General features: G+C 60.6%; 22 protein-coding genes. 18 read left to right on the top strand and 4 right to left on the bottom strand.

The features are described 5' to 3' along the window. Positions 1-193: 193 nt before the first annotated feature. Positions 194-2,155: an oxidoreductase gene (locus AC1RDQ_RS09035; RefSeq protein WP_492586989.1), complete on the top strand. Its 1,962-nt coding sequence runs from the start codon at positions 194-196 to the stop codon at positions 2,153-2,155. 179 nt (positions 2,156-2,334) lie between these two features. Beyond that, positions 2,335-2,931, top strand: coding sequence for a cupin domain-containing protein (locus tag AC1RDQ_RS09030; protein WP_057714930.1), 597 nt, complete (start codon positions 2,335-2,337; stop codon positions 2,929-2,931). Here AC1RDQ_RS09030 and AC1RDQ_RS09025 read toward each other — a convergent pair. Continuing rightward, the gene (locus AC1RDQ_RS09025) at positions 2,928-3,860 is read right to left on the bottom strand and encodes a helix-turn-helix domain-containing protein (protein WP_057714931.1); all 933 of its coding nucleotides are present in this window, start codon (positions 3,858-3,860) and stop codon (positions 2,928-2,930) included. The genes AC1RDQ_RS09030 and AC1RDQ_RS09025 overlap by 4 nt on opposite strands. 162 nt (positions 3,861-4,022) lie before the next feature. Here AC1RDQ_RS09025 and AC1RDQ_RS09020 point away from each other — a divergent pair, with 162 nt between their 5' ends. The 10 genes from AC1RDQ_RS09020 (at position 4,023) to AC1RDQ_RS08975 (ending at position 15,637) form a co-directional block, all read left to right on the top strand. Further along, positions 4,023-5,381: a glutamine synthetase family protein gene (locus tag AC1RDQ_RS09020; RefSeq protein ID WP_492586987.1), complete on the top strand. Its 1,359-nt coding sequence runs from the start codon at positions 4,023-4,025 to the stop codon at positions 5,379-5,381. A gap of 151 nt (positions 5,382-5,532) precedes the next feature. Next, the gene (locus tag AC1RDQ_RS09015) at positions 5,533-6,621 is read left to right on the top strand and encodes a polyamine ABC transporter substrate-binding protein (RefSeq protein ID WP_492586986.1); all 1,089 of its coding nucleotides are present in this window, start codon (positions 5,533-5,535) and stop codon (positions 6,619-6,621) included. Further along, positions 6,618-7,919 (top strand): NAD(P)/FAD-dependent oxidoreductase, encoded by a 1,302-nt coding sequence (locus AC1RDQ_RS09010; protein ID WP_492586985.1) that lies wholly within the window; start codon positions 6,618-6,620, stop codon positions 7,917-7,919. The genes AC1RDQ_RS09015 and AC1RDQ_RS09010 overlap by 4 nt, the downstream gene beginning before the upstream one ends. 177 nt (positions 7,920-8,096) lie before the next feature. Further along, positions 8,097-8,693, top strand: coding sequence for a paraquat-inducible protein A (locus tag AC1RDQ_RS09005; protein WP_057714935.1), 597 nt, complete (start codon positions 8,097-8,099; stop codon positions 8,691-8,693). Further along, entirely contained in the window at positions 8,690-9,346 is a 657-nt protein-coding gene (locus AC1RDQ_RS09000) for a paraquat-inducible protein A (RefSeq protein WP_150813220.1), read from the top strand. The genes AC1RDQ_RS09005 and AC1RDQ_RS09000 overlap by 4 nt, the downstream gene beginning before the upstream one ends. After that, positions 9,327-11,003: a PqiB family protein gene (locus AC1RDQ_RS08995; RefSeq protein ID WP_429520920.1), complete on the top strand. Its 1,677-nt coding sequence runs from the start codon at positions 9,327-9,329 to the stop codon at positions 11,001-11,003. Before AC1RDQ_RS09000 ends, AC1RDQ_RS08995 begins: the two co-directional genes overlap by 20 nt. Before the next feature lie 17 nt (positions 11,004-11,020). Further along, positions 11,021-11,578, top strand: coding sequence for a PqiC family protein (locus tag AC1RDQ_RS08990; RefSeq protein WP_090455082.1), 558 nt, complete (start codon positions 11,021-11,023; stop codon positions 11,576-11,578). A 376-nt stretch (positions 11,579-11,954) separates the two neighbouring features. Next, complete coding sequence (locus AC1RDQ_RS08985) at positions 11,955-12,968, top strand: iron ABC transporter substrate-binding protein (protein ID WP_057714939.1); 1,014 nt, start codon at positions 11,955-11,957, stop codon at positions 12,966-12,968. A 3-nt stretch (positions 12,969-12,971) separates the two neighbouring features. Further along, the gene (locus AC1RDQ_RS08980) at positions 12,972-14,570 is read left to right on the top strand and encodes an ABC transporter permease (RefSeq protein WP_492586983.1); all 1,599 of its coding nucleotides are present in this window, start codon (positions 12,972-12,974) and stop codon (positions 14,568-14,570) included. Further along, on the top strand, positions 14,567-15,637 hold the full coding sequence (locus AC1RDQ_RS08975; protein WP_057714941.1) for an ABC transporter ATP-binding protein: 1,071 nt from the start codon (positions 14,567-14,569) through the stop codon (positions 15,635-15,637). Before AC1RDQ_RS08980 ends, AC1RDQ_RS08975 begins: the two co-directional genes overlap by 4 nt. A 4-nt stretch (positions 15,638-15,641) precedes the next feature. On the opposite strand, the gene AC1RDQ_RS08970 is transcribed toward AC1RDQ_RS08975, so the two are convergent. Then, positions 15,642-16,580, bottom strand: a complete 939-nt coding sequence (locus AC1RDQ_RS08970) for a site-specific integrase (RefSeq protein ID WP_057714942.1) — start codon at positions 16,578-16,580, stop codon at positions 15,642-15,644. A gap of 461 nt (positions 16,581-17,041) precedes the next feature. On the opposite strand from AC1RDQ_RS08970, the gene AC1RDQ_RS08965 reads away from it, so the two are divergent. From AC1RDQ_RS08965 to AC1RDQ_RS08945, 5 genes are all read left to right on the top strand, one after another. After that, the gene (locus AC1RDQ_RS08965) at positions 17,042-18,421 is read left to right on the top strand and encodes a UDP-glucose dehydrogenase family protein (protein ID WP_492586981.1); all 1,380 of its coding nucleotides are present in this window, start codon (positions 17,042-17,044) and stop codon (positions 18,419-18,421) included. A gap of 215 nt (positions 18,422-18,636) precedes the next feature. Further along, positions 18,637-19,815 (top strand): MFS transporter, encoded by a 1,179-nt coding sequence (locus tag AC1RDQ_RS08960; protein WP_492586980.1) that lies wholly within the window; start codon positions 18,637-18,639, stop codon positions 19,813-19,815. A 158-nt stretch (positions 19,816-19,973) separates the two neighbouring features. Beyond that, complete coding sequence (locus AC1RDQ_RS08955) at positions 19,974-20,681, top strand: HPP family protein (protein ID WP_057714944.1); 708 nt, start codon at positions 19,974-19,976, stop codon at positions 20,679-20,681. A 97-nt stretch (positions 20,682-20,778) separates the two neighbouring features. Next, complete coding sequence (locus tag AC1RDQ_RS08950; protein WP_218495969.1) at positions 20,779-22,251, top strand: nucleobase:cation symporter-2 family protein; 1,473 nt, start codon at positions 20,779-20,781, stop codon at positions 22,249-22,251. Between the two features lie 57 nt (positions 22,252-22,308). Then, positions 22,309-22,779 (top strand): LEA/WHy family protein, encoded by a 471-nt coding sequence (locus tag AC1RDQ_RS08945; protein ID WP_218495971.1) that lies wholly within the window; start codon positions 22,309-22,311, stop codon positions 22,777-22,779. A 35-nt stretch (positions 22,780-22,814) separates the two neighbouring features. On the opposite strand, the gene AC1RDQ_RS08940 is transcribed toward AC1RDQ_RS08945, so the two are convergent. Then, positions 22,815-23,831, bottom strand: coding sequence for an AraC family transcriptional regulator (locus AC1RDQ_RS08940; RefSeq protein WP_492587149.1), 1,017 nt, complete (start codon positions 23,829-23,831; stop codon positions 22,815-22,817). Positions 23,832-24,014: 183 nt separating this feature from the next. Further along, positions 24,015-25,358, bottom strand: a complete 1,344-nt coding sequence (gene pssA / locus AC1RDQ_RS08935) for a CDP-diacylglycerol--serine O-phosphatidyltransferase (RefSeq protein WP_492586979.1) — start codon at positions 25,356-25,358, stop codon at positions 24,015-24,017. 217 nt (positions 25,359-25,575) lie between these two features. Here pssA and AC1RDQ_RS08930 point away from each other — a divergent pair, with 217 nt between their 5' ends. Then, entirely contained in the window at positions 25,576-26,139 is a 564-nt protein-coding gene (locus AC1RDQ_RS08930; RefSeq protein ID WP_057714949.1) for a TetR/AcrR family transcriptional regulator, read from the top strand. Positions 26,140-26,181: the final 42 nt, after the last annotated feature.

The raw sequence follows: 26,181 nt of genomic DNA, 5'->3' as shown, positions 1-26,181 counted from the left end.
GTTGATTTTTTACTAAAGGTAAATTTCTATAGATAAAAATAACAACACCGAAAACCTTATGCCTCTGTAGGAGCGAGCTTGCTCGCGATGGACCTGAGGGCGACGCGTTCATCCAGACAACACGCGTTATCGTTAACGTCCATCGCGAGCAAGCTCGCTCCTACAGAGGTAGCCTGCCAGGAGTACCCGCCACATGACGACCTCTGCACCCGCCTTCGCGCACCTGTTCGAACCCCTGGAGATCCGTGGCAAGCGCCTGAAGAACCGCATCATGTCCAGCGGTCACGACACGTCGATGCCCACCGACAACCTGGTCAATGAACAATTGATCGCCTATCACCGGGCGCGGGCCGAAGGCGGAGCCGGGCTGATCGTGCTGCAAGTGGCCGGCGTGCATGACAGTGCGCGCTACACCTCCCACGTGCTGATGGCCACCGACGATGCGTGCATCGAGGGCTACCGCAAACTGGCGCAAACCTGCCATGCCCACGGCACCCTGGTGTTGTCCCAGGTGTTCCATCCGGGGCGGGAGATCATGGAGTCCAGCGATGGCCTGCTGGCGGTGGCCTATTCCGCATCGTCGGTGCCCAACGAACGTTTCCGGGTGATGCCCCGCGCGCTGGACCAGGCAATGATCGACGAGATCGTCGCCGGTTATGCCGCTGCCGCCCGCCGCCTGCATCAGGCAGGCATTGATGGCGTCGAGGTCGTGGCCAGCCACGGTTACCTGCCGGCACAGTTCATCAATCCGCGGGTCAACCGGCGTACCGATGGCTACAACGGTGAGCTGGACCAGCGTTTGCGTTTTCTGCGCGAGGTCATCGCCGCCGTGCGCGCGGCGACCGACCCGCAGTTCATCATCGGCCTGCGCATTTCCGCCGACGAGCGCGACCCGGAAGGCCTGACCGAGGACGAATCCCTGGCCGCCGTGCAGTCACTGCAAGCGCAGCTCGATTACGTGCATATCGTCGCCGGCACCTCGGCTTCCCTTGGCGGCGCGGTACATATCGTGCCGCCCATGGCGATCGAAGCCGCTTACCTGGCCAAGGAAGCCGGGACGTTCAAGGCCAGTTTGAACATTCCGTTGTTCGTCACCGGGCGCATCAACCAGCCCCAGGAAGCCGAGCTGATCCTGGCTCGTGGCCAGGCCGATGTGTGCGGCATGACCCGGGCACTGATCTGCGATCCGCAAATGCCCAACAAGACCGACACCGGCCGCGTCGAAGACGTGCGGGCGTGCATTGCCTGCAATCAGGCGTGCATCGGCCACTTCCACAAGGGCTTGCCGATTTCCTGTATCCAGCACCCGGAAACCGGACGCGAACTGATCTTCGGCGAACGGCGACAAGCGCCACAGCGCAAACGCATCATGATCGCCGGCGGTGGCCCGGCCGGGATGAAAGCCGCCACCGTCGCGGCCCAGCGCGGGCATGAGGTGACGTTGTACGAAGCCAATTCGCAACTGGGCGGTCAGGTGTTGCTCGCGCAATTGCTGCCACGGCGCAGCGAATTCGGCGGTGCCAGCACCAACCTGCAGCGGGAAATGGAACTGGCCGGCGTGCGCGTAGTGCGCAATACCCGAGTCGACCGGGCACTGGTGGAGCAGGAAAAACCGGACATGGTGATCGTCGCTACCGGTGCCGAGCCCTACTGGCCGCCCTTCGAGCGCGGTGGTGAGTTGCAGGTGGTGGACGCCTGGCAGGTATTGCGCGATGAAGTACGGATCGGCCGTTCGGTGGTGGTGGTCGACTGGCGCTGCGACTGGATCGGCCCCGGCATCGCCGAACGCCTGGTTCGCGCCGGGCACCAGGTACAACTGGCGGTCAACGGCACCCATTGCGGGGAAAACCTGCCGCTGTACGTGCGCGATCAACTGGCCGGCGAGCTGCATAAACTGGGCGTGCCGATCACGCCATATGCGCGGTTGTATGGCTGCGATGACAACACGGTTTACCTGCAACACACCGCCAGTGGCGAACCGATGCTGATGGAGAACATCGACACGCTGGTGCTGTGCCAGGGGCATCAGCCGGTCGATACCCTGGGCGCGGAGTTGCAAGGGCTGGTGGAGTTTCGCCGGATCGGTGACTGCCTGGCGCCGCGCACCGCCGAAGAAGCAATTTATGAAGGCCTTAAAGTCGCGTGGGAGCTTTAAGGCTGTTTATACTCCGGGGCTTAGACGGCTAACACCAACCCTGTAGGAGCGAGCTCTGCTCGCGATGAACCCGAGAACACCGCTGGGTGTCAGGCTTCCAGCGTTATCGTTGGCGACCATCGCGAGCAAGCTCGCTCCTACAAGGGATTTGCGCCACTCCTCCCGGTTCGGATTTGACCATGAGCAACAGCAGCACCACACAGCCCGCACCCGGCAGCGCCGAACCGCATTTTCTCGGCACGCGCATTCGCGGCCTGCGCAAGCGTCGGGGCATGACCCTGACGGAACTGGCGCAACAGAGCGAACTCACCGCCGGCTACATCAGCCAGCTGGAACGCAACCTCGCCTACCCGTCGATTCCGGCGCTGTTCAACATTGCCCGCAGCCTCGGCGTCACCATCCAGTGGTTCTTCGCCAGTGAAGCGGTCACCGCGCCCGAAGACGATGGCATCGTGGTGCGCAAGAACAGCCGCCTTAACGTGCATTACGAAGACGGCATCGTCGACCAGTTGCTGACACCGCAAGCCAACCGCCAACTGGAAATGCTCCATTCGCGTTTCCCGCCCGGCACCTATAGCCAGCAAAGCTACAGCCACGACGGTGAAGAAGCCGGCTACTTGCTCTCGGGGAGTTTCGAGTTGTGGGTGGGCGAGCGCCATTTCCAGCTCAATGAAGGCGACAGCTTCAGCTTTTCCAGCCAGGAACCGCACCGCTATGGCAACCCTGGCGATGTCGATGCGGTGGTGATCTGGGTGATTACACCGCCGACGTTCTAACGTCGGCCGCGACCAGGGGACGGCGTGACACTCGCACGCTTGAGGGTGTCGCTCGGCAACTCCTTGAACAGCGCACGATAGCTGCTGGAAAACCGCCCCAGATGCCAGAACGACCAACGCATCGCCACTTCAGCCACGGTGGTTTGCGTCGGCGTGCGACTCAGCAATTCGCGGTGGGCGCTGTTGAGTCGGCGCAGGCGCAGCCACTGGGTCGGCGACATGCCGGTGTAGGTCTTGAACGCATGCTGCAACTGACGCAGTGAAAACCCCGCGATTTGGGACAGCTCCAGCAGATTGAGATGTTCTTCCGGGGTGTCAGCGGCCCATTCCCCTACCCGTTTCATGATCGAGCGCTCCCCGGCCCGACGCTGTAAGGCGCCCTGGTCGAGGCCGACACACGCGTTGTCGAGGATGAACAGGCAATCTTCCAGCAGTTGCTGGGTCAGCGCTTCGCGGCTCGGTGGATCGAAGGTCTGCGACAGCCGCGTCAAGGTTCCGCTGAGCCAACGGCAAAACAGCGCGTTCTGCTGGGCGTTGAGCGGTGCCATGAACAACCCTTCAAGCCTGGCGATGTCCAGGCTGTGGCGCTTTACAAACTCCGGCCCGAACACCACGGCGATTTCCTGGTAGTTCTCCGGGGTGATCCAGATGTTGCGGCTTTCGCCATTCAACACGTACAGCGCGTTGTCACCGCGATCGAAACAGAACGATAACGAACCCTGGGGCGCGCTGAAATTCTGCTCGACCCGGGTGTTCATCGACTCTTCGTAAATCTCCACGCCCTGCAGATCCAGATAACGCACCCTACCCGCGAAGTGCCCCGGCGACATCTGCTGGTATTGCTGCACCCAGCCCGGCGTGGCGCGGATTTGCTCGGCGACATCGGCGGTGTTGAACGCTTGGACCTGGAGGGAACTGGAACCTGTCATGGGGCGACCTTACGCACTCTTTTGGTGCGTTTTGTGCTGCTTAAAGTGGATAGATGGAACCGCAAGGCTCGCACAAGATAGTCGTCAACGCGCTACAGGGGAAGTGTCCGGCGGATGAAACCGGTCTCTCCTGGCGTTAATAAAACCAATAACGAGGTCTTTATGAATGTCCCTTTCGATCAGCTGTTCACTTGGCTGAAAGATCACAAGATTACCGAAGTCGAGTGCGTCGTCAGCGATCTGACCGGCATTGCACGCGGCAAAATTGCACCGACCAACAAGTTCCTGCATGAGCGAGGCATGCGCCTGCCGGAAAGTGTCCTTCTGCAAACGGTAACCGGGGACTTTGTCGACGACGACATCTACTACGACCTGCTCGACCCGGCCGATATCGACATGGTCTGCAAGCCGGACGCCGACGCCGTCTACGTGGTGCCATGGGCCATCGAGCCGACCGCCATCGTGATCCACGACACCTTCGACAAGTTCGGCAACCCGATCGAACTGTCGCCGCGCAATGTGCTGAAGAAAGTCCTGCAGTTGTACACCGATAAAGGCTGGCGGCCGATTGTCGCGCCGGAAATGGAGTTCTACCTGACCCAGCGCTGCGAAGACCCGGACCTGCCGCTCAAGGCGCCGATGGGCCGTTCGGGCCGCGCCGAAAGCGGTCGTCAGTCGTTCTCCATCGACGCGGCCAACGAATTCGACCCGCTGTTCGAAGACGTCTACGACTGGTGCGAACTGCAAGGTCTGGACCTCGACACGCTGATCCACGAAGACGGCCCGGCGCAGATGGAAATCAACTTCCGTCATGGCAACGCCCTGGACCTGGCCGACCAGATCACCGTGTTCAAGCGCACCATGCGTGAAGCGGCGCTCAAGCACAACGTGGCGGCAACCTTCATGGCCAAGCCGGTCGGCGACGAGCCCGGCAGCGCCATGCACCTTCACCAGAGCGTGGTGGACATTGCCACCGGCCAGCCGATCTTCGCCGATGTCGATGGCAACATGAGCGAGCTGTTCCTGCATCACATTGGCGGCCTGCAGAAGTACATCCCGAAAGTGCTGCCGATGTTCGCGCCGAACGTCAACTCGTTCCGCCGCTTCCTGCCGGATACCTCGGCGCCGGTGAACGTCGAATGGGGCGAAGAAAACCGCACCGTCGGCCTGCGCGTGCCAACCTCCAGCCCCGACGCCATGCGTGTCGAGAACCGTCTGCCGGGCGCTGACGCCAACCCGTACCTGGCCATCGCCGCCAGCCTGCTGTGTGGTTACCTGGGCATGGTCGAACGCATCGAGCCAAGCGCTGCGGTACAGGGCCGCGCCTATGAGCGCCGCAACCTGCGCCTGCCGATCACCATCGAAGACGCCCTGACCCAAATGGAAGAATGCGACACCATCAGCCGCTACCTGGGCAGCAAGTTCGTGCGGGGCTATGTCGCGGTCAAACGCGCCGAGCACGAGAACTTCAAACGGGTGATCAGCTCCTGGGAGCGTGAGTTCCTGATGCTCAGCGTCTGAGATCTTCACTGTCCGTAACGGCCTCATCGCGAGCAAGCTCGCTCCCACATTTGAAATGCGCTCCCCTGTGGGAGCGAGCTTGCTCGCGATGAGGGCCGCCAGAACACCAAAGAAACATCGATATAACCCAATAATTCCAAGAGGTATCGACATGCGTCTTTTGAAATCCATGGTCCCGGTCGCGCTGGCAGCACTGTTCAGCGCCGTTGCCCAGGCCCAGCCACAGGTCAGCGTCTACAACTGGACCGACTACATCGGCGAAACCACCCTCGCCGACTTCCAGGCCAAGACCGGGATCAAGGTGATCTACGACGTATTCGATTCCAACGAAACCCTTGAAGGCAAACTGCTTGCCGGTCGTACCGGGTATGACGTGGTGGTGCCGTCCAACCACTTCCTCGCCCGCCAGGTGAAGGCCGGCGCGTTCCTCAAGCTCGATCGCGAGCAACTGCCGAATTTCAGGAACCTCGACCCGAAATTGCTGGCGCTGCTGGAGAAAAACGATCCGGGCAACGCGCACTCGGTGCCGTACCTGTGGGGCACCAACGGCATCGGCTATAACGTCGACAAGGTCAAGGCTGTGCTGGGCATCGACAAGATCGACTCCTGGGCCGTGCTGTTCGAACCGGAGAACATCAAGAAACTCAGCGCCTGCGGCGTGTCGATGATGGACTCGGCGGACGAAGTGTTCCCGGCGATGCTCAACTACATGGGCATGGACCCGCGCAGCGAAAACCCCGAGGACTTCAAAAAGGCCGAAGCCAAGCTGCTGCAGATCCGCCCCTACATCACCTACTTCCACTCCTCCAAGTACGTGTCGGACCTGGCCAACGGCGACATCTGCGTGGCGTTCGGTTACTCCGGCGATGTGTTCCAGGCCGCCAACCGCGCCAAAGAAGCCGGCAACGGCGTGAACATCGCCTACGCCATTCCCAAGGAAGGCGCCAACCTGTGGTTCGACCTGCTGGCCATCCCCGCCGACGCCAGCAACCCGAAGGAAGCCCACGCCTTCATCAACTACCTGCTGGACCCGCAAGTGATTGCCAAGGTCAGTGAGTCGGTCGGCTACGCCAACCCGAACCCGGCCGCCAAGCAGTACATGGCCCCTGAGCTGGTCAGCAACCCCGAGGTTTATCCGTCCCAGGAAGTCCTCGACAAACTCTACATCTCCACCACGCCGCCGCAGTCGATCATGCGCCTGATGACCCGTTCGTGGAGCAAAGTGAAGTCCAACAAATGAATCAGTACACCAAGGAACACACCCACTCCTATTACGCGGCGTCCGCCAAGGGCATGAGGCAGCGCCCCGCGCTGGCCTCGGACCTGGTGGCCGATGTCTGCGTGGTCGGCGCGGGTTTCACCGGCATCAACACCGCCATCGAGCTGGCCCAGCGTGGGCTCTCGGTGGTCCTGCTGGAGGCCCGACGGATTGGCTGGGGCGCCAGCGGGCGCAACGGCGGCCAGTTGATTCGTGGTATCGGCCATGACGTCAGCGGTTTCGCCAAGCACATCGGCGCCGATGGCGTGCAGTACCTGGAACACGCCGGGAACGAGTCGGTGCAAGTCGTGGCCAATCGCATCCGCGAGCACGGCATCGATTGCGACCTGAGCTGGGGCTTCTGCGAACTGGCCAATACCCCGGCCCAGTTCAAGGCGCTCAAGGCCGAGCAGGTGCAACTGATTGAATCCGGCTACGCCTTTGAAACCCGACTGGTGGCGCCAGAACAAATCCGTGAACAGGTGGTGAACTCCAGTGTGTACGCCGGCGGCCTGGTGGACATGGGCTCGGGGCATTTGCATCCGCTGAACCTGGTCCTTGGCGAAGCGCAAGTCGCCGAGTCCCTTGGGGTGCGGATTTTCGAGCAGAGCCCGGTGCTGGAGTTGATCCATGGCAGCACGGTGCAAGTGCGCTGCGCCGGTGGCACTGTGAGTGCAGGCACGTTGGTGCTTGCTTGCAATGCCCATCTGGAAGAGCTCGAACCGAAGCTCAGCGGCAAAGTACTCCCGGCAGGCAGCTACATCATCGCCACCGAACCCTTGTCGCAAGAGGCCGCTGCAAAACTGATCCCGCACAATGTTGCGCTGTGCGACCAGAAGGTCGGCCTGGATTACTACCGGCTCTCGGCTGACCGGCGCTTGTTGTTCGGTGGTGCCTGCCATTACTCCGGGCGCGATCCTTCGGACATCAGCGCCTACATGCGCCCGCAGATGCTCAAGGTGTTCCCGCAACTGGCCGATGTGCGCATCGACTATCAGTGGGGCGGCAAGATCGGCATCTCGGCCAACCGCTTTCCCCAGGTCGGGCGCCTGAGCCAGCACCCGAACGTGTTCTACGCCCAGGGCTACTCAGGCCATGGCCTGAACGTGACCCACTGGTGCGCGAAGTTGTTGGGCGAAGCGATCCATGCCGGCCACAGCAAAGGCTTCGACGTGTTCAGCGCCGTGCCGCACATGACCTTCCCCGGCGGACGCGCACTGCGTTCCCCCTTGCTGGCCCTTGGCATGTTCTGGTATCGGATGCGGGAAATGCTGGGCTGACGTAGTCCTGCCGGGCGCCTGCTAACCACTGTGGGAGCGAGCAAGCTCGCTCCCACAGTGTTTTACGTATTCCCTCTTCTACCATCCCCTTGTTTCGACTTTCGATTTGCTCAATTGCGAGTCACTTCTATATTGAGGGAGTGCTCTGAACTTCCTGCCTTCTGTCGAGCTTGACCCATGGCAACTACTGATCAGCTGATCATCTGCGAGCACTGCGACAGCGTGTACCAAAAAGTAACGCTCGCCAAACATCAAAAAACCCTGTGTACACGCTGCGGCGGCGTGCTTCAGCGCTATAACGGCCTCACTGTGGAGCAGCGTCTTGCGTTGACCTTCACCGCGTTGATGCTCTGGATATTCGCCAATTTCTATCCGGTAATGAGCATCAACCTCAAAGGCGTGAAGAACAGCGCAACGCTCTGGGACTCGGTGCTGGCCCTGAGCCTGGGGCCTATCACCTTCATCGCCATGGTGGCGGCAATCGCCATGATCATCGCGCCGATTTTCCAGTTGCTGCTGCTGATCTGGGTGCTGGGCTTTGCACTCGGCGGGCGACGCTCGCCCGGATTCAAATTCTGCATGCGCTGGCTGGAAACCCTCAGGCCCTGGAGCATGCTCGAAGTCTGCCTGCTGGGCGCCATGGTCGCGGTGATCAAGCTCGCCGGACTGCTCGATGTGCTGCCCGGCATAGGGTTGTTTGCCCTGGCGGCGCTGAGCCTGATGATGATCCGCATCGCCGGGCGCGACATTCGCGAACTATGGGACATTGTATGAGCACGCCTCCTTACGCCGACGAGCTCAACCTGTGCCTGTGCCACACCTGCGGCCTGGCCTGCGACATGACTTGCGAGCCCCACGAATGCGAGCGTTGCGGTGCACCGCTGCACCGGCGCAAAGCCAATTCTCTGGCCCGCACCTGGGCCTACATGATCGCGGCCCTGGTGTTCTACATCCCGGCCAACCTGTTGCCGGTGATGAACACCGAGATGGTCGGCAACGGCGCCGACAGCACGATCATGAGCGGCGTGCTGGAGTTCTGGGAAGCCGGGGCCTGGGATATCGCCCTGATCATATTCATTGCCAGTATCGCGGTGCCGGGAATCAAGTTCGTCGCCATCACATTGCTGCTGGTCACCGTGCAACGCGACAGCGAGTGGGCACGCAAGGAGCGGTCGACGCTGTACCGCTTCGTCGAAGTCATCGGTTACTGGTCGATGCTCGATGTGATCGTGGTCGCCCTGGTGGCCTCGCTGGTGAAATTCCAGGCCCTGGCCGACATCGAACCGCGCCCGGGCATTCTGTTTTTTGGTCTGGTAGTGGTGTTCACCATGCTTTCGGCAATGAGTTTCGATCCCCGCATGATCTGGGATAAAGAACGGAAAAACCCACACAATGAGGAGGTCACTGATGAAGTCACAAGCCACTGACGGGCCACAAGTCCCCGGGCAGGCGCCGATCAAGACCCGCCGTTTCAGCGTTTCGCTGGTCTGGATCGTCCCGATCGTCGCGGTGCTGGTGGGTATTTCGCTGGTGGTCCACAGCATTTTGCAGCAGGGCCCGACCATCGTTGTCACGTTCAAGACCGGTAACGGCCTGACCGCGAACAAGACCGAGGTCAAATACCGCAATGTCGTGATTGGTCATGTCTCCGATGTGGAGCTCAGCAGTGACCAGAAAAGCGTCAACGCCACCATCAAACTGGAAAAGCAGGCCGAAAGCTTTACCCGCGAAGATTCGCAGTTCTGGGTTGTGCGGCCGCGCATTGGCGCGGGCGGTGTATCAGGGATCGATACGCTGCTGTCGGGCGATTACATCGGGGCCGATATCGGCCAGGCCAACGGCCGGGCAAAAAACTTCATCGGACTGGAGAATCCGCCACCCATCACCTACGGCGAACCGGGCAAGCGTTTTACGCTGTTCACCCAGGACCTGGGATCGCTGGACATCGGCTCTCCGGTCTACTACCGCAAGATCCCCGTGGGTCAGGTGGTGGCCTACGCGCTGGACCCGGATGGCAAGGGCGTGAACATTGAACTGTTCATCCATGCACCCAATGACAAGTACGTCACCGAAAACACCCGTTTCTGGAACGCAAGCGGCATTGACGTGAACGTCGGCGCCAATGGCTTTGCGGTCAAGACCGAGTCGCTGTCTTCCTTGCTGGTGGGCGGCATAGCCTTCCGCGCGCCCGACTACAGCCCCAACGACAAGCCGGCTGCCGCAGAGTACGCCTACGAATTGTTCGACGACCAACAAACCGCCCTGGCCCCGCCAAACGGCAAGCCGCAGTACCTGGCCATGCGTTTCGACCAGGCACTGCGCGGGCTCAAGGTCGATGCCCCGGTGGAGTTCCTCGGTGTGGAAATCGGCAAGGTAGTGGCGGTCAATCTGGATTACGACGAGAAAAAGCGCTCCTTCCCGGTCAACGTCGGTATCGTGATCTACCCGCAGCGCCTGGGACAGGCCCATGTCAAAATGCTCAAGGCGCTCAATCATGACCCTGATAACGAAGCCGCTGGCGTACGCTTGATCGGTACCTTTATCGAAAACGGCCTGCGTGCCCAGGCCCGCACCGGCAACTTCCTGACCGGCCAGTTGTACATTGCCCTGGACTTCTACCCCAAGACCGACAAGGTCGCCTTCGATGTAAACGCACGCCCGGTCATGATTCCGACCATTCCCGGCAGCCTCGAGCAATTGCAGGAAAAACTCGAATCCATGGTCGACAAGATCAACAAACTGCCGATCGAGCGTATTGCCGGCAATCTCGATGGCAATCTCGTCGAACTGCGCAAAGGCATGATGCAATTCAACGGAAAGATCTTGCCTGGCGTGCAAACCACTTTGTCGGATGTCAGCAAGACGCTGGAAACGGCCAATTCGACCCTGCAGTCGGCCAGTTCGACCTTGGCCGAGGATTCGCCGCAACGGGAAAAACTGGGGCTAACCCTGGATGAACTGGGACGCACGTCCAGATCCTTGCGTGATCTTTCGGATTACCTGGGACGGCATCCGGAATCGCTGCTTCGCGGTCGTCCAAATAATGCCGCCCCCATGGATCTGCAAGGGCCACCGCGCAATTGAACACAGGAGCAACACCCATGGCTTTACCGCTGAAGTTCACCCTGGTCACCGCGATGTTGCTGCTCGCCGCCTGCCGCAGTGACCCGATTCAATTCCATACCCTGACCCCGGCCCAGGAGGGCAATCACTCAAGGACCACCGTCGGCGTGATCCAGATCGAGTCGATCAGCGTGCCGCCCCAGGTCGATCGTGCGCAGATCGTCATTCGCGAGGGCAACAGTGGCCTGGCGATCCTGGAAACCCAATGGTGGGGCGCGACCCTGGTGGACGAACTGCGCAGTGCGTTGGTCGATCAACTGAGCAACAGTCCTGTACAAGGCCGACACTCGGTGCGGGTCGATGTGCAGCGTTTCGACTCGGTGCCCGGCCAGTACGCCTTGATGGACGTGGAATGGCGCCTGCGCAGCGCCAGCACCGGCGACACGGCACGGTTGATTTGCCGCAGCACCCTGCAAACGCCCTCGGGTGCGAGCATCGATGACCTGGTGCTTGCCCAGCAAAACAACGTCAAACGCCTGGCCGCGCTGATCAGCCAGGCTGCCGTCAGACCACAGGCAACCTGCCCTGCGCCCTGAATGTATTCATCCCCAGGATTAACGGCGACAAGTTCGCCGTTAATCCGTCCTTCCTGTTTCCTGCTGTCATTCCCCGCGACAGGCGGCCCGCAGCAACTGGCAACGTCAAATACGCCGAGGCACACGACAAAAAGGCAGCCGGGGCAGCGTCATATTCTGATCGGCGGCATCGTTTGATCGACGAGTCGAAACACAGGGGGCACAGTGCTGCTAATCTGAATGAAAATTACATGTATTAACGGTTTTTTTGACGTTATTTTCTCATTTGGATCTCTACATTTCCCGCACTTCAAAAACATGCAAATGATTCGCATTGGTTAACTGGCGTTTCAATGCCCATGACTTTCAAAAAAATGTACCAGGAGCAGCCCACAGAATGATTCCAAAAATCCCTTCGTTCTTGAAAAAGGCCCTGCTGGCCACCGCTTTGCTGAGCGCTGGCCAGGCCTATGCAGCCGACTCCGTCGGCATCGTGGTGTACAACGCGCAACACGCAGGCCTGACCAAGGCCTGGGTCGAGGGTTTTACCCAGGAGACCGGTATTCCCGTCACCTTGCGCAACGGCGATGACACCGAAATGGGCAACCAGATCGTGCAGGAAGGCGCGGCTTCGCCAGCGGACGTATTCCTGACCGAGAACTCCCCGGCCATGGTCCTGGTCGACAATGCCGGGCTGTTTGCGCCTGTCGATAAGGCCACGCTGGAGCAGATTGACTCCGCCTACCGTCCGGCCCACGGCAAATGGGTAGGCATCGCCGCGCGCTCCACGGTGTTCGTCTACAACCCGAGCAAACTGCCAGAAGCCGACCTGCCGAAATCGATCATGGACCTGGCTTCACCGAGCTGGAAGGGTCGCTGGGGTGCATCGCCCGGTGGTGCTGACTTCCAGGCCATCGTCGCTGCCATCCTCCAACAAAAGGGTGAAGCCGCCACGCTGGATTGGCTCAAGGCGATGAAAACCAACTATGCCAACTACCGTGGCAACAGCTCGGTACTCAAGGCCGTGAATGCCGGGCAGATCGACAGCGGCGTGATTTACCACTATTACAGCCTGGTGGATCAGTCCAAGACCGGCGAAAACAGCAAGAACACCGCCCTGCACTATTTCAGGCACAAAGACCCGGGCGCTTTTGTTAGCATCTCCGGCGGCGGCGTCCTCGCTTCCAGTAAACACCAGGACCAAGCCCAGGCGTTCCTCAAGTACATTACCGGCAAGGATGGCCAGGCCGTCCTGAAGAACGGCAAGTCGTTTGAATACGCCGTGGGCAAAGGCGCTGAATCCAACCCTAAACTGGTGCCTCTGAATCAACTCGATGCGCCGACTGTCGATGCGTCAAAACTCGACAGTAAAAAAGCCGTGGAGCTGATGACACAGGCCGGACTGCTCTAATTGATGCCAGAAACCCTGCCTGCGGAGGTCGCTGAGGCGACACCCGCACATTTACGTCGACGTTCCCGCGGAGTCTTTGCGGGACGTGGCGGTGTATGGGTGATCGGTTTGTCGGTGCTGGTTTCATTACTGGCACTGCTACCGATCGCCTACGTTATTGGTGTGTCCCTGCAAACCGGCTGGTCAACCGTTGTGGCCCTGGTGTTCCGCCCTCGGGTCGGTGAACTGCTGGCCAACACCGTGCTGCTGGTGCTGCTGACGATTCCCTTGTGCGTCGCGCTGGGGGTGACGCTGGCGTGGCTCACGGAACGCACGAATCTGCCGGGGCGGCGCTGGTGGTCGTTGCTGGCCACCGCGCCGCTGGCAGTGCCTGCGTTTGTTCACAGCTACGCCTGGGTCAGCCTGGTGCCACCGATTCACGGCTTGTTTGCCGGTGTCCTGGTCTCGGTCATCGCCTACTTCCCGTTCCTGTATTTGCCGGTAGCGGCCACTTTGCGCCGGCTCGATCCGGCCATCGAAGACGTCGCCGAGTCCATGGGGCTCAAACCCTGGAAAGTGTTTTTCCGCGTTGTGTTGCCGCAATTGCGCCTGGCGATCTGCGGCGGCGCCTTGCTGGTCGGCCTGCACCTGCTGGCCGAATATGGCCTGTACGCCATGATCCGCTTCGACACCTTTACCACCGCGATCTTCGATCAGTTCAAATCGACCTTCAACGGCGCAGCGGCGCACATGCTGGCCAGTGTGCTGGCGCTGTGTTGCCTGGCGATGTTGACGGCCGAATCCGCCGCCCGGGGTTCGGCGCGTTACGCCCGCGTCGGTTCGGGAAGCGCCCGGGAGCAACGGGTTGTACGCCTGAAACCGGTATCCACCCTGCTCTCGCTGACGCTGCAGATCGCGACCTGCGCCCTGGCCCTTGGCGTGCCCTTGATCACCCTGGGCAAGTGGCTCATCGCCGGAGGCGTGGAAGTCTGGGACATGGCCGAATTGTTGCCCGCACTTGAGCAAACCCTGCTGCTGGGCATCGGGGGCGCGGCGCTGACCACCTGCGCGGCGATCCCGATTGCCTGGCTGTCGATCCGCTACCCCGGTCGACTGCAGCGGGTGCTGGAAAGCTGCAACTACATCACCAGTTCCTTGCCCGGCATTATCGTGGCGCTGGCACTGGTGACCGTCACGATCCACTTTGCCCGGCCGATATACCAGACCACCTTCACCGTGCTGCTGGCGTACCTGTTGATGTTCTTGCCACGTGCCCTGGTGAGCCTGCGCGCGGGCATTGCCCAGGCCCCGGTGGAACTGGAAAACATTGCCCGCAGCCTTGGCCGCTCGCCAGCCCGGGCACTGTGGCTGATCACCTTGCGCCTGGCTGCCCCGGGGGCGGCCGCCGGCGCGGCGCTGGTGTTCCTGGCGATCACCAACGAATTGACCGCCACACTGCTGCTGGCCCCGAACGGCACGCGCACCCTGGCGACCGGGTTCTGGGCCTTGACCAGCGAAATCGATTACGCAGCCGCCGCGCCCTACGCCTTATTGATGGTTGTGCTGTCGCTTCCATTGACCGGACTTCTTTATCACCAATCGAAAAAAACGGCTGGCCGATGAACACTCTTGAATTGAATGCCCTCTACAAGTCCTATGGCGCCCATTGCGCCCTGGACAACGTCAGCCTCTCGGTGCCCAGCGGCAGTCGCACGGTTATCGTAGGCCCCTCCGGCTCGGGCAAGACCACGTTGCTGCGGATGATTGCCGGTTTCGAGTTCCCCGATTCCGGACGCCTGTCGCTCAATGGCCAGACCCTGGTCGACGGCACCCACGAAGTGCCGGCCCATCAACGCCTGATCGGCTACGTGCCACAGGACGGCGCACTGTTCCCGCACATGACCGTGGCAGCGAACATCGGCTTCGGCCTGGCGACCAAGGGCACTGAAAAACAGCAGCGCGTTGCCGAACTGATGGACAGCGTTGCGCTGGACGCGAAGATGGCCGAGCGCTGGCCCCATGAATTGTCCGGTGGCCAGCAACAGCGCGTGGCCCTGGCCCGGGCCTTGGCGCAACAGCCACGACTGATGCTGCTGGATGAGCCGTTCTCGGCGCTCGACACCGGATTGCGCGCCGCCATGCGCAAGATGGTTGCACGGCTGCTGGAGGACGCGGGCGTCACCACCATTCTGGTCACCCATGACCAGAGTGAAGCCCTGTCGTTCGCCGACCAGTTGGCGGTGATGCGTCATGGCCGACTGGTCCAGTCAGGGCATCCGCTGGACCTTTACCGCTATCCCGAAGACGAGCAAACCGCGCTGTTCCTGGGGGATGCCGTGGTGATGCCCGCACGCATCGAGGCCGGTTGGGCCCATTGCGACCTGGGCCGGATCCCCGTCAACAACCACCGCAACAACAGTTCGGCGCAGATCATGCTGCGCCCCGAACAACTGCAACTGGCCAGCATCCTCCCCAGCGACCCGGAAGCCAGCGGTTGCCGGGCCGTGGTCACCGATCGGGATTTCAGCGGCAACACCTGCACGCTGACGGTGGAACTGCAGCCATTGACCCGCAACGCGCAGTCGGGCCGATCACTGCTGGTGCGCAGTTCAGGCATGTATGCACCACCCGCCGGCAGCTCGGTTCAAGTCTCGACCATCGGCCATGCCCATGTACTGAGCGAGGTGTGATCGTTCACAGATCGAATCGATCCACCGCCCGACGCCGCTCGTTGTCATCGCGCACATCGTAGTTGGCCGTGGTCTGGATATTGCTGTGGTGCGCCAGCTTCTGCGCAATCGACAGGTCATGCTCTTCGATCACCCGGGTGATGAATGAACGCCGGAAGTCGTGGGGCATGATTTTCACCCCGACCTGCGCGCCCCGTTGTCGGGCGATGTAGTAAATCGCGTGTTTGGTGATGCGCTCCCGGGTGATGTGGCTGCCACGGCGGATGCGGTTGAACAGGAACGGGTCGTCCGACTCGCCGTCCTTGAGCATCGAACGGCGCAGCTCGAGCCAGGCTTCAAGCTTGGCGAAGGCCCAGGCCGGTGCGTACTTGATCAACTGCTTGTTGCCCTTGGCCGTCACCCGCAGGCTGCGCTCGGTGAAGTCGACCTGGTTCAGCTCCAGGTTCACCGATTCGGATTTGCGCATCCCGGAACCGTACAAAATCCCGATGATCGCGGCATCCCGCAGGCCTTGCGGCCGCGGATCGGCAGCGCAGACCGCCATCAGTTCCTGGATCAGCGTACGCCTGAGATTGCGCCCCTGGGACAGCCGTGTACCGGCCATGCCCTTCACCGTACGCATCTTCAACAGATGCTCCTGAGAGATCAGGCTCATGCGCCACGCTTCGTTCATCACCCCGCGCACCGCGTTGACATAGAGCGAAGACGTGTTCGGCGCATAGCCGTCCGAACGCAAGGTGGCCACCAACGCAATGACGTCCTCTGGCTGCAGATTGTGCCAGGGAATTTCCTCGATATCGTGGTCTTCGAAGCCCAGGCGGTCGGCGGCATCCTGCAGCACATAACGCATGGTCAGTTGGCTGGACGGCGCCAGTCGCGCCAGATACAGGGTCAGTGGATTGGTGAGGGGTGTGCGTGAATCAGATACAGGTAAGTCAATCAAACGAAACGGCCTTGAATTAAAACAGTTAAGTGAAACAACTAATAAGTAAAAAAACAATGATGTAAAGGCTATTTACGTTTACAGCCCCAGGGCTGCCCAAGAGTCAGGCATTTCTCCCTTTTTCCCGGCACGGTATCGGCGACGAGGAAATCGCAGTCGTAGAGCATGCCGCGGTTCTTCAAGCCTTGCGCCCGTTGCAGTACTGGGCAGCGTCGGCATTGTCCTGACGGTTGAAACGGCCGGATGTGGCTTTTTTCAACACGATAGACAAATTGAAATATGACCTTGCCTATCCTGACTCGGTTTTGATTATTCCTCAGGCGGCACCATGAGCCTGGTATTGCTACTGGTCGCCTGTCTGCTGACCTGTCTGGAAAAGCCTTGGCGTGCCATTGCTCTTCCTCGGCGTCATAACCATCAATATCCCGACCTGCTCGTGCGCCTGAATCAAGGAGTGACCCATGAAAATCAGTGTATTCGGTAGCGGATATGTCGGCCTGGTGCAGGCAGCGGTATTGGCGGAAGTCGGCCACGACGTGGTCTGCATGGACGTTGACGAGAATAAAGTCGAACTGCTCCAACAGGGCCACGTGAGCATATTCGAACCCGGGCTGGCCAGCCTGGTACGCGAAGGTCTTGACGCCAGGCGGTTGCAGTTCACCAGCGACGAAAAATTCGCCGTCCAGCACGGGCAGGTGCTGTTCATCGCGGTTGGCACCCCGTCCCGGGAGGACGGCTCGGCGGACTTGCGCTACGTGATGTCGGTGGGCGACGCCGTGGCACGTCATCGCGAGCAACCGGCGATCCTGGTGGAGAAATCCACCGTCCCGGTCGGCACCGGCGATGCCTTGCGTGCACACATCGACAAATGCCTGATCAGCGTCGGGCGCGTATTGCAGTTCGATATCGTCTCCAATCCGGAATTCTTGAAAGAAGGTTCGGCCGTGGCCGACTGCCGACGCCCGGACCGTATCGTCATCGGCTGTGAACGCGAAGAAGTGCGTGAGGTGATGCGTGATCTGTACTCGCCCTTCAACCGCAACCATGAGCGCATCATGTTCATGGACCTGCGCAGCGCCGAGCTGACCAAGTACGCCGCCAACTGCATGCTGGCGACCAAGATCAGCTTCATCAACCAGATCGCAGAACTGGCCGAACACCTGGGTGCCGACATCGAATCGATACGCCTGGGCATCGGCGCCGACTCCCGCATCGGCTACCACTTCATCTACCCCGGTTGCGGCTACGGTGGCTCATGTTTCCCCAAGGACATGCGCGCCCTGATCCACAGCGCTGAACAGGCCCATTGCTCCAGTGACCTGCTGCAAGCGGTGGAAGCCATCAACGAGCGGCAGAAATACAAGCTGTTCGAGCGCATCAACGCGTTCTACAAGGGCGACTTGCGTGGCAGGACCTTTGCTGTGTGGGGCCTGGCATTCAAGCCAAACACCGACGACATGCGCGATGCGCCGAGCCGGGTATTGCTCGAATCCTTGTGGGCCGCCGGAGCGAATGTCCGTGCGTTCGATCCGGAAGCCATGCAGGAAACCCAGAAGCTGTATCCCGATGAATCGAAGCTGATGCTCATGGGTACACCCGAGTCGGTCTTGTCCGGTGCCGATGCACTGATCATCTGCACCGAATGGCAACAGTTCAAGGCGCCGGACTTTCAACTGATCCGGCAGCGGCTCAACGCACCGCTGATCTTCGACGGCCGCAACCTTTACGACACAGACCGTCTGGCACGCATCGGTTTCACCTACTTCCCGATCGGTCGGGGTGAGTCGAGCAAATTGCCGATTCCGTACCAGCAATGGTTTGCCGAGTCAGTGGTCGCCTGAACACCACGTTCCCTCACATCCGCCAACAGTCTCCCGCGCTGGGTCTGCACGGCCGTCGGTGCATTGCCGCCAGTGCTGGGCGGGCGGTTCGACAAGAATGATTTTGTGCTGCGGCACCTCAAGCAAATCCCGTAGCAACGACCGCGTGTCTGACTGTTAGAGTAGCGCTCACGATCGGGCTGATGCCGGCCCGATTGAATAAGGATATTCGCGCCGTGACCAGCTACTCCCCCCTCATCCGCCGCCTGTTGATCTGCTCGCTGACCATCGTCGTCAGCCGCGCCATCACCAGCCCTTTGCTCACGCTGTTCGTCAGCGACAAGCTGGGGCTCAACCAGCAGGACGTTGGCTTGCTGCTCGGCATTGCGGTGTTCGTCGCCACCCTGCTCTCCCTGTATGGCGGCTACATCATCGACCGCTTCGAAAGGCGCCGGTTGCTGATTCTCTCGATGGCGTCCAGCGCTGTCGGCCTGGTGCTGCTGACCTTTGCTGAAAACCTCTACCTGACGACCATCACCCTGATCGTCACCGAAACCGCTTCATCGCTGTTCCTCATCGGTTCGAAAGCGATCCTCAGCGACAACCTCCCGGTGGGTCAACGCGCCAAGGCGTTTTCCCTGAGCTATACACTGACCAACATTGGCTACGCTGTCGGGCCGATGCTCGGTGTGCTGATTGCCGGGGCCTTTGCCAGTGCCCCCTTCCTGATCGCTGCGGCCATCGCTTTTTTCAGTATTTTCCTGATGACCGGGATCGCGAAGGACCCGGCGCGCTCGACTGTCGGCGGCCAAGGGCAGAGTTTCCTCAAAACCCTGATCACCCTGAAAAACGACCGCACCCTGATCCTGTTCACCGCCGGTTGCCTGCTCAGCACCGTGGTGCACGGGCGATTTACCTTTTACCTGTCGCAGTACCTGCTGGTGACCAGCAATCCCCAACACACCATGGAAATCATGGCCGCCCTGCTCGCCTGCAACGCCATCAGTGTGATCTTGCTGCAATACCAGATCGGGCGTTTTCTCAAGCGCGAGCAACTGCGCCAATGGATCATGGCCGGCACCGGCCTGTTCATCCTCGGGCTGATCGGTTTCAGCCTGGCGGACAGCCTGGTGAGCTGGTGCGTGGCGATGTTCATCTTCACCCTCGGTGAAATCATCATTTACCCGGCCGAGTTTCTCTTCGTCGACACCCTGGCGCCGGAAGAACTGCGGGGCAGCTACTACGGCGCGCAAAACCTTGCTGCCCTTGGCGGTGCGTTGAGCCCGGTGATTTGCGGCTTCATGTTGATGCACACCCCGGCGCCGACGATGTTTTATGCCTTGAGTGCACTCGCGGCCCTGGGTGGTTTGCTGTGCTACACAAGCGGTCGACGGAGCAAATTACAGCAAAATTAATGCACTGAAAGCTCATTAATATGAATTTGTCAGTAGCAGTATTGGACGGCACACTGTGCGCGTTCCTCCCCCAACAGTTGGAACAACTTCAAGGGCTTTCTGGGTTCCCCAGCCAAGCCCTTTTTTTTGCCTGGATTTTCTGCCGGAGTCTTCTCGAAATGCTTGCTCGCTGGTTGCCCGCCGCCATCAACACCCGCCCCACCGAATGGAGCCGCGCCGCCATCGGCATGGCCCTGGGGACACTGATGAGCGTGTGGCTCTGTAGCCAGGTGTTCGGCATTGAGGTAGCCCAGCACCTGATCGGCCCGCTGGGGGCGTCGGCGGTGCTGTTGTTTGCCGTGTCTTCGGGCGCGCTCGCCCAGCCCTGGTCGATTCTCGGTGGTTACTTGAGCGCCGGTGTGATTGCCCTGCTGGTGGCCCATGTGTTGGGCCGAACCCTGGGTAGCGCTTGCCTGGCGGCGGGCATGGCGTTGATCCTGATGTGCTGGCTGCGGTGCCTGCATCCACCGGCCGGTGCGTTGGCCCTGACCTTGGTGCTGGCCGATCCGGCAACCATTGCCATGGACTGGAAAGCCATTGGGCCGGTGATGCTCAGCGCCGCGACGATGCTGCTGTGCGCCCTGGCCTACAACAACCTGACCCGCGTTCGTTACCCCAAGAGCGCCAGCGAGCCCGCGGCCAGGATTCCTGCCGATCACCCGCCGGTCGACCGTCAGGCCATCACCGCCGAAGACCTGAAACTGGCGTTGGCCGACATGGAAGCGTTCTATGACGTGACCCCCGAAGACCTTGAACAGTTGATCCAGGCCAGCGAACTGCACGCCAAACGCCGCAGCGTTGGCGAAGTGCTCGCCCCACGACTGTAAGTCGCTGTTCTGGAGGTTCTTTTGCCGTGGCCGGGCGGTTCTGGCATCCTGCGCCTCCATTTTCTGACCCGGCCCGCCTTCTGGCACGCAAACCACCATGACCGCCTCCGAAAAAGCCCCCGCTCCACGCCACAGCGACCTGATCTACGGCCTCGATGACCGCCCGCATCTGACCGCCACCGTCTTCGCCGCCCTGCAACACGTGCTGGCAAGTTTCGTCGGCATCATCACCCCGACGCTGATCATGGGCAGCGCCCTGGGCCTGCAAAGTGAAATTCCTTACTTGATCAGCATGGCGCTGTTCGTTTCCGGCCTGGGCACTTTCGTGCAGGCGCGGCGCTTCGGCCCGGTGGGCTCTGGCCTGTTGTGCCTGCAAGGCACCAGTTTCTCGTTCATCAGCGTGATTCTCAGCGCCGGCTTCATGGTCAAGGCTCGTGGTGGCGGTACCGATGAGATTCTCTCGACCATTTTCGGCGTGTGCTTTTTTGCCGCGTTCATCGAGGTGGTGTTGAGCCAGTTCATCGGCAAATTGCGCATGCTGATCACCCCGGTGGTGACCGGCACGATCATCACGCTGATGGGCTTGTCGCTGATCAAGGTGGCGATGACCGACATCGCCGGCGGCTTCGGCGCCCCGGACCTGGGAGCGGCCAGTCACCTGGCCCTGGCGGCGCTGGTGCTGGGAACCATCGTAGTGTTGAACCGGGTGGATGTGCCGTTTCTGCGCCTGGGGGCGATTGTCATCGGCCTGACCCTGGGCTACGGGGTGGCATGGCTCATGGGCCAGGTGGATTTCAACAGCCTGCCCGAAGTGCCGCTGATGAGCGTACCGGTGCCGTTCAAATACGGGTTCTCCTTCGATTGGGTGGCGTTCATTCCGGTGGCGGTGATTTTCCTCGTGTCACCGCTGGAGGCCGCCGGTGACCTCACGGCCAACTCGATGATCTCCCGGCAACCGGTCAAAGGCCCGGTGTACATTCGCCGGATCAAGTCCGGCCTGCTCGCCGATGGCCTCAACTCGGCCATGGCCGCGGTGTTCAACAGCATGCCGATGGTGACCTTCGCCCAGAACAACGGAGTGATCCAGCTCACCGGCGTGGCCAGCCGCTACGTGGCGTTTTTCATTGCCGGATTGCTGGTGGTGCTTGGCCTGTTCCCGATGATCGGCGCGGTACTGCAACTGATGCCGAAACCGGTGCTCGGTGGCGCGGAACTGGTGATGTTCGGCACCGTCGCCGTGGCCGGGATCAAGATTCTCGCCGAGGCCGGCCTGCATCGACGCAACATGCTGATCGTGGCGATTTCCATCGGCATGGGCCTGGGCGTGGCCGCCGTGCCGGAAGTCTTGCGTGAACTGCCCAAGGCCCTGCACAACATTTTCGAATCGCCCATCACCGTCGGCGCGCTGTGCGCTATCGTTCTTAATATCTTCCTGCCCGAGGAGTTCATCGAGCTGGAGGAGGACGAATTCGATCCGGAAGCCTCCGTGCTTCAGGTGATGCAGAACCCCGATGTGACCGCCAGGGATGAACCCGCAAAGGCTACGGTGGTTGCACAGTCGAACCACTAGGTGGGCTCAAGGGCTGAGCCGCTGGCGGTTCAGCCTTTTTCAGATGAGAACACGTCCATGCGCAGCCTCCACGCGGTCCTGATTTCCCTCCTGCTCTGCCTGAGCGCCTGTTCCTCGCTGCCCAATCGAGACCCGTTGAAAATCAACGTCGTGGGTGTCGAACCCCTGCAAGGCGAAGGCATGGAAGTGCGCTTTGCCGTGAGAATCCGCGTGCAGAACCCCAATGACTACACCCTCACCTACAGCGGCGTTGCCTTGGACCTGGACATCAACGGCCAGCCCTTCGCCTCTGGCGTCACCGATGAGAGGGGTACGATCGGGCGCTTTTCCGACACCATCGTCAGCGTACCGGTCAGCGTTTCGGCGTTTTCGGTGATCCGCCAGACCTATGGCATCAGCCAGATGGAAACCCTCAACAACATGCCTTATGTCCTTCGCGGCAAGCTCTCGGGTGGGGTGTTCAACACGAAGCGGTTCGTGGACAGTGGCACGCTCAATCTGCCTGGACCGACCACTGGCAGCCGTTAAACGCCTTGGATGAATTGGCTGTTGCGCCGCTGAATTCACTCGGTGTCATTGAGAATCAGGCTGCGGTAATGCCCCGGATTTGACCCCGACCATTTGCGAAACGCCTTGTAGAACGAACTGACGTCAGCGAACCCGAGCCGCGTGGCGATTTCGCTGAAGCTGATCGTGGGTTCCGCCAGCCAGACAATCGCCAACTCCTTGCGCACGCTGTCCTTGAGGCCTTGATAGGTTTGCCCTTCTTCGGCCAGTCGGCGGCGCAAGGTTGAAGCCGACATGCACAGGCGTTGCGCCAGGGCTTCGGTTTCCGGCCAGTGTTCGGCCGGCAGGTGGCGCAGGTCGTGTTTGATGCGGCTGGCCAGGCTCTGCGGATCGCGGTACTTCACCAGAATGTTCGCCGGCGCACGGGCCAGGAATCGCTCGAGTTCTTCAGGGCTGCGCTTGATGGGCAGGTCCAGGCAATCGGCGGAGAAAATCATCCGGGTGCGTGGGCGGTCGAAGCGCAGGTTCTCGGAAAACATCACCTGATAGTCATCGCAGAAATCCGGTTTGGAACAGCGCAGCTCGATGGCAAGGATCGGAATCCGCCGTCCTGCCAGCCAGCAGGCAACGCCGTGCACGATCATCCAGTAAGTGAAATAAGTGAAGGCCCGGCGCGGGTCCTTGTCGTCCTCCAGCAGGACGATTTCCGCCAGACTTTGCTGACGTACCAACTGCGCCGGCAAGTATTCGAGGATCAACGACAGAAACGCCAGGCCGCTGGCCACTCCCGCCGCCACGTTGGGCTGGAGCATGGCGCTGCGACACAGGAACGCAAAGCTGCCGGATTTGAGTTTGCGTGGGTCCATGCCAAAGAACTCATCATCCCCGCGCCGTGCCAGCAACCGCCACAGGCGCGCATAAGCCGTGGCCGGAACGCGGACGTCGGTACTGCCCAACAGTTGCGGGTCGATGCCGACCTTGATCAACACCTCGTCCGTGGCGATTCCTGGCGCGCAGCTTTGCAACAGCGCTTCACGCACCAGTTGAATGGAGATGGTGTCTTTTTCCGACATGGATCGCGGCAAGCCCTGTTCTTGTTCGAGTGGGGGGCATATTAGCTGAAACAGTATCCCTGTTGATTGATCCACCGCTATCGCGAGCAAGCTCGCTCCCACACTGGATCTGCGTTGTTCACAAATGCTGTGAACACCCGGATTCCTGTGGGAGCGAGCTTGCTCGCGATGGCTTTTCTGAATTCACAGAATGCGGTAGAGCAACCGTTCGATCCGCACACGACTCACGCGCTTGAGGAACTTGGCCACGCCCGCCGGGTATTCGGCCAGGGTTTCCAGGTTCTGGAAGTGCTCGATTCGCCGGGTGTGCTGGAAGATCTCCGCCAGCTCTTTGCCACGCGGTTCCAGCAGTTCGCCATGGGGATCATCGAGCAACAAGGCGTTTTCCAGATCGAGTCGAAACGCTCGCGGGTTGAGGTTGTTACCGGTCAGCAAGGTATAGCGCCGGTCGATCCACATGCCCTTGAGGTGGTAGGTGTTGTCACCGTCACGCCACAGGTGCAGGTTCAACTGCCCGCTGTCGATGTTGCGCTGATGACGCTTGGCAAACCGGCGCAAGCTGATTTCGTACAGGTACGGCAGCGCCGAAATGACCCGGAACGGTTCGCTCGGCGGAATGTAGAAGTCGTTGGCCGTCTTGTCGCCGACCACAATGTCGATCCTCACCCCGCGGGCCAGCGCGCGGTTGATCTCGCGGATGATCGCCAGCGGCAAGTTGAAGTACGGTGTGCAAATGGTCAGTTGCTGCTGGGCGCTGGCGATCAGTTCGCAGATCACCCGGTTGAGCGGATTGTTCTTGCCGACGCCGAGCAGCGGGCTGACGGACAAACCGGTCCTGTCGGTGGTGCCCTGCGTGGTGTCGTACGCCGCGTGCTTGAGGCGACTGCGCAGGTCACCGATGTCATTGCGCAGGCTGCGGGTGGTCGGCAGGTTTGGCAGGTCGAGGCGGTGCACCGCTTTGGAAGCCACCAGGCCGTGCTGCACCAGGTGCTGCATCGAATCGGCCAGTTCACGATTGTGCAGCAGGTGATAGCGGTCGTAGCGGTACTTGTCGAACTTGTGCAGATACACGTTGTTCAGGCTCGCACCGCTGTAGATCACGCAGTCATCGATCACGAAGCCTTTAAGGTGCAACACACCGAACAGTTCGCGGGTTTGTACCGGGACTCCGTAGATCGGCACTTCGCTGGCATGGGTGCGGGTCATTTCCTGATACCAGGCGGAGTTGCCCGGTTGCTTGCCGGCACCGATCAGGCCGCGCTGGGCGCGCAGCCAGTCGACAACCACCACCACGTCCAGTTCCGGACGCGCCAGTTTGGCGGCGTGCAAGGCATCGAGAATTTCCTGGCCGGCTTCATCCTGTTGCAGGTACAGCGCAACGATGTAGATGCGCCGGGTCGCACTGGCGATTTTCTCCAGCAGGCAACGACGGAATTCGGCAGCGCCGCAAAGGACGCCAACGGCATCGGCCGTCAGCGGAAAACTGCGCAACTTGGGCAGCAGGGAGCGTTTGAAAAGCGACGGCATAGGGCTCGCAATGGGTCGAATCCGAAGAACCAGAGAGCTTACACCATCGATGGGTTCGGGTCTTGTTACTGTCTGTAATGACGCCATCGCGAGCAAGCTCGCTCCCACGGAAAAGCGCGCGTCAAAGTGTGGGAGCGGGCTTGCCCGCGAAGACCATTTGTCAAACGCCACAAAAAACCGATTGACCAAGGAGAACGATCGTTCTACTGTTTGCAGCATGAACGAAATCACTAGCAACGACACACGCGACATCATTCTGGATGTCACCGAAAAGTTGATCTACAAAAGTGGCATAGCCGCCACTGGCATGGATCTTCTGGTGAAAACCGCCGGCGTCTCCAGAAAAAGTATCTACCGCTACTTCGCCAACAAGGACGAACTGGTGGTGGCCGCCCTGCAACGCCGGGACCAGCGCTGGATGCACTGGTACAGAGGCGCAGTCGGCCAGGCACAAACCCCGGCCGAGCGACTGCTCAACCTGTTTACCGTACTCAAATCGTGGTTCGCCTCCGACGGTTTCCGCGGCTGCGCGTTCATCAACACCAGTGGCGAAACCGGCGACCCGCAAGACCCGGTGCGCCTAGTCGCCAAAGAACATAAACAGAAGCTGCTCGACTACGTGTGCGAGCTGTGTACCGAACATGGCGCCGAGGATCCGCAGTTGCTGGCCAAACAGCTGCTGATCCTGATCGACGGTGCCATTACCGTGGCGCTTGTCATGGGTGATCACAGTGCCGCCGATAATGCGCAATGCATGGCGCGAAAGTTATTGGACCTGTAGCAACCTGATCAAGCTCGACTGTTGTTTTAACTTTAACTTGAT

Source organism: Pseudomonas sp. GW823-FHT02E01, assembly GCF_058797535.1.
This window is presented reverse-complemented; position numbering and strand designations above follow the sequence as displayed.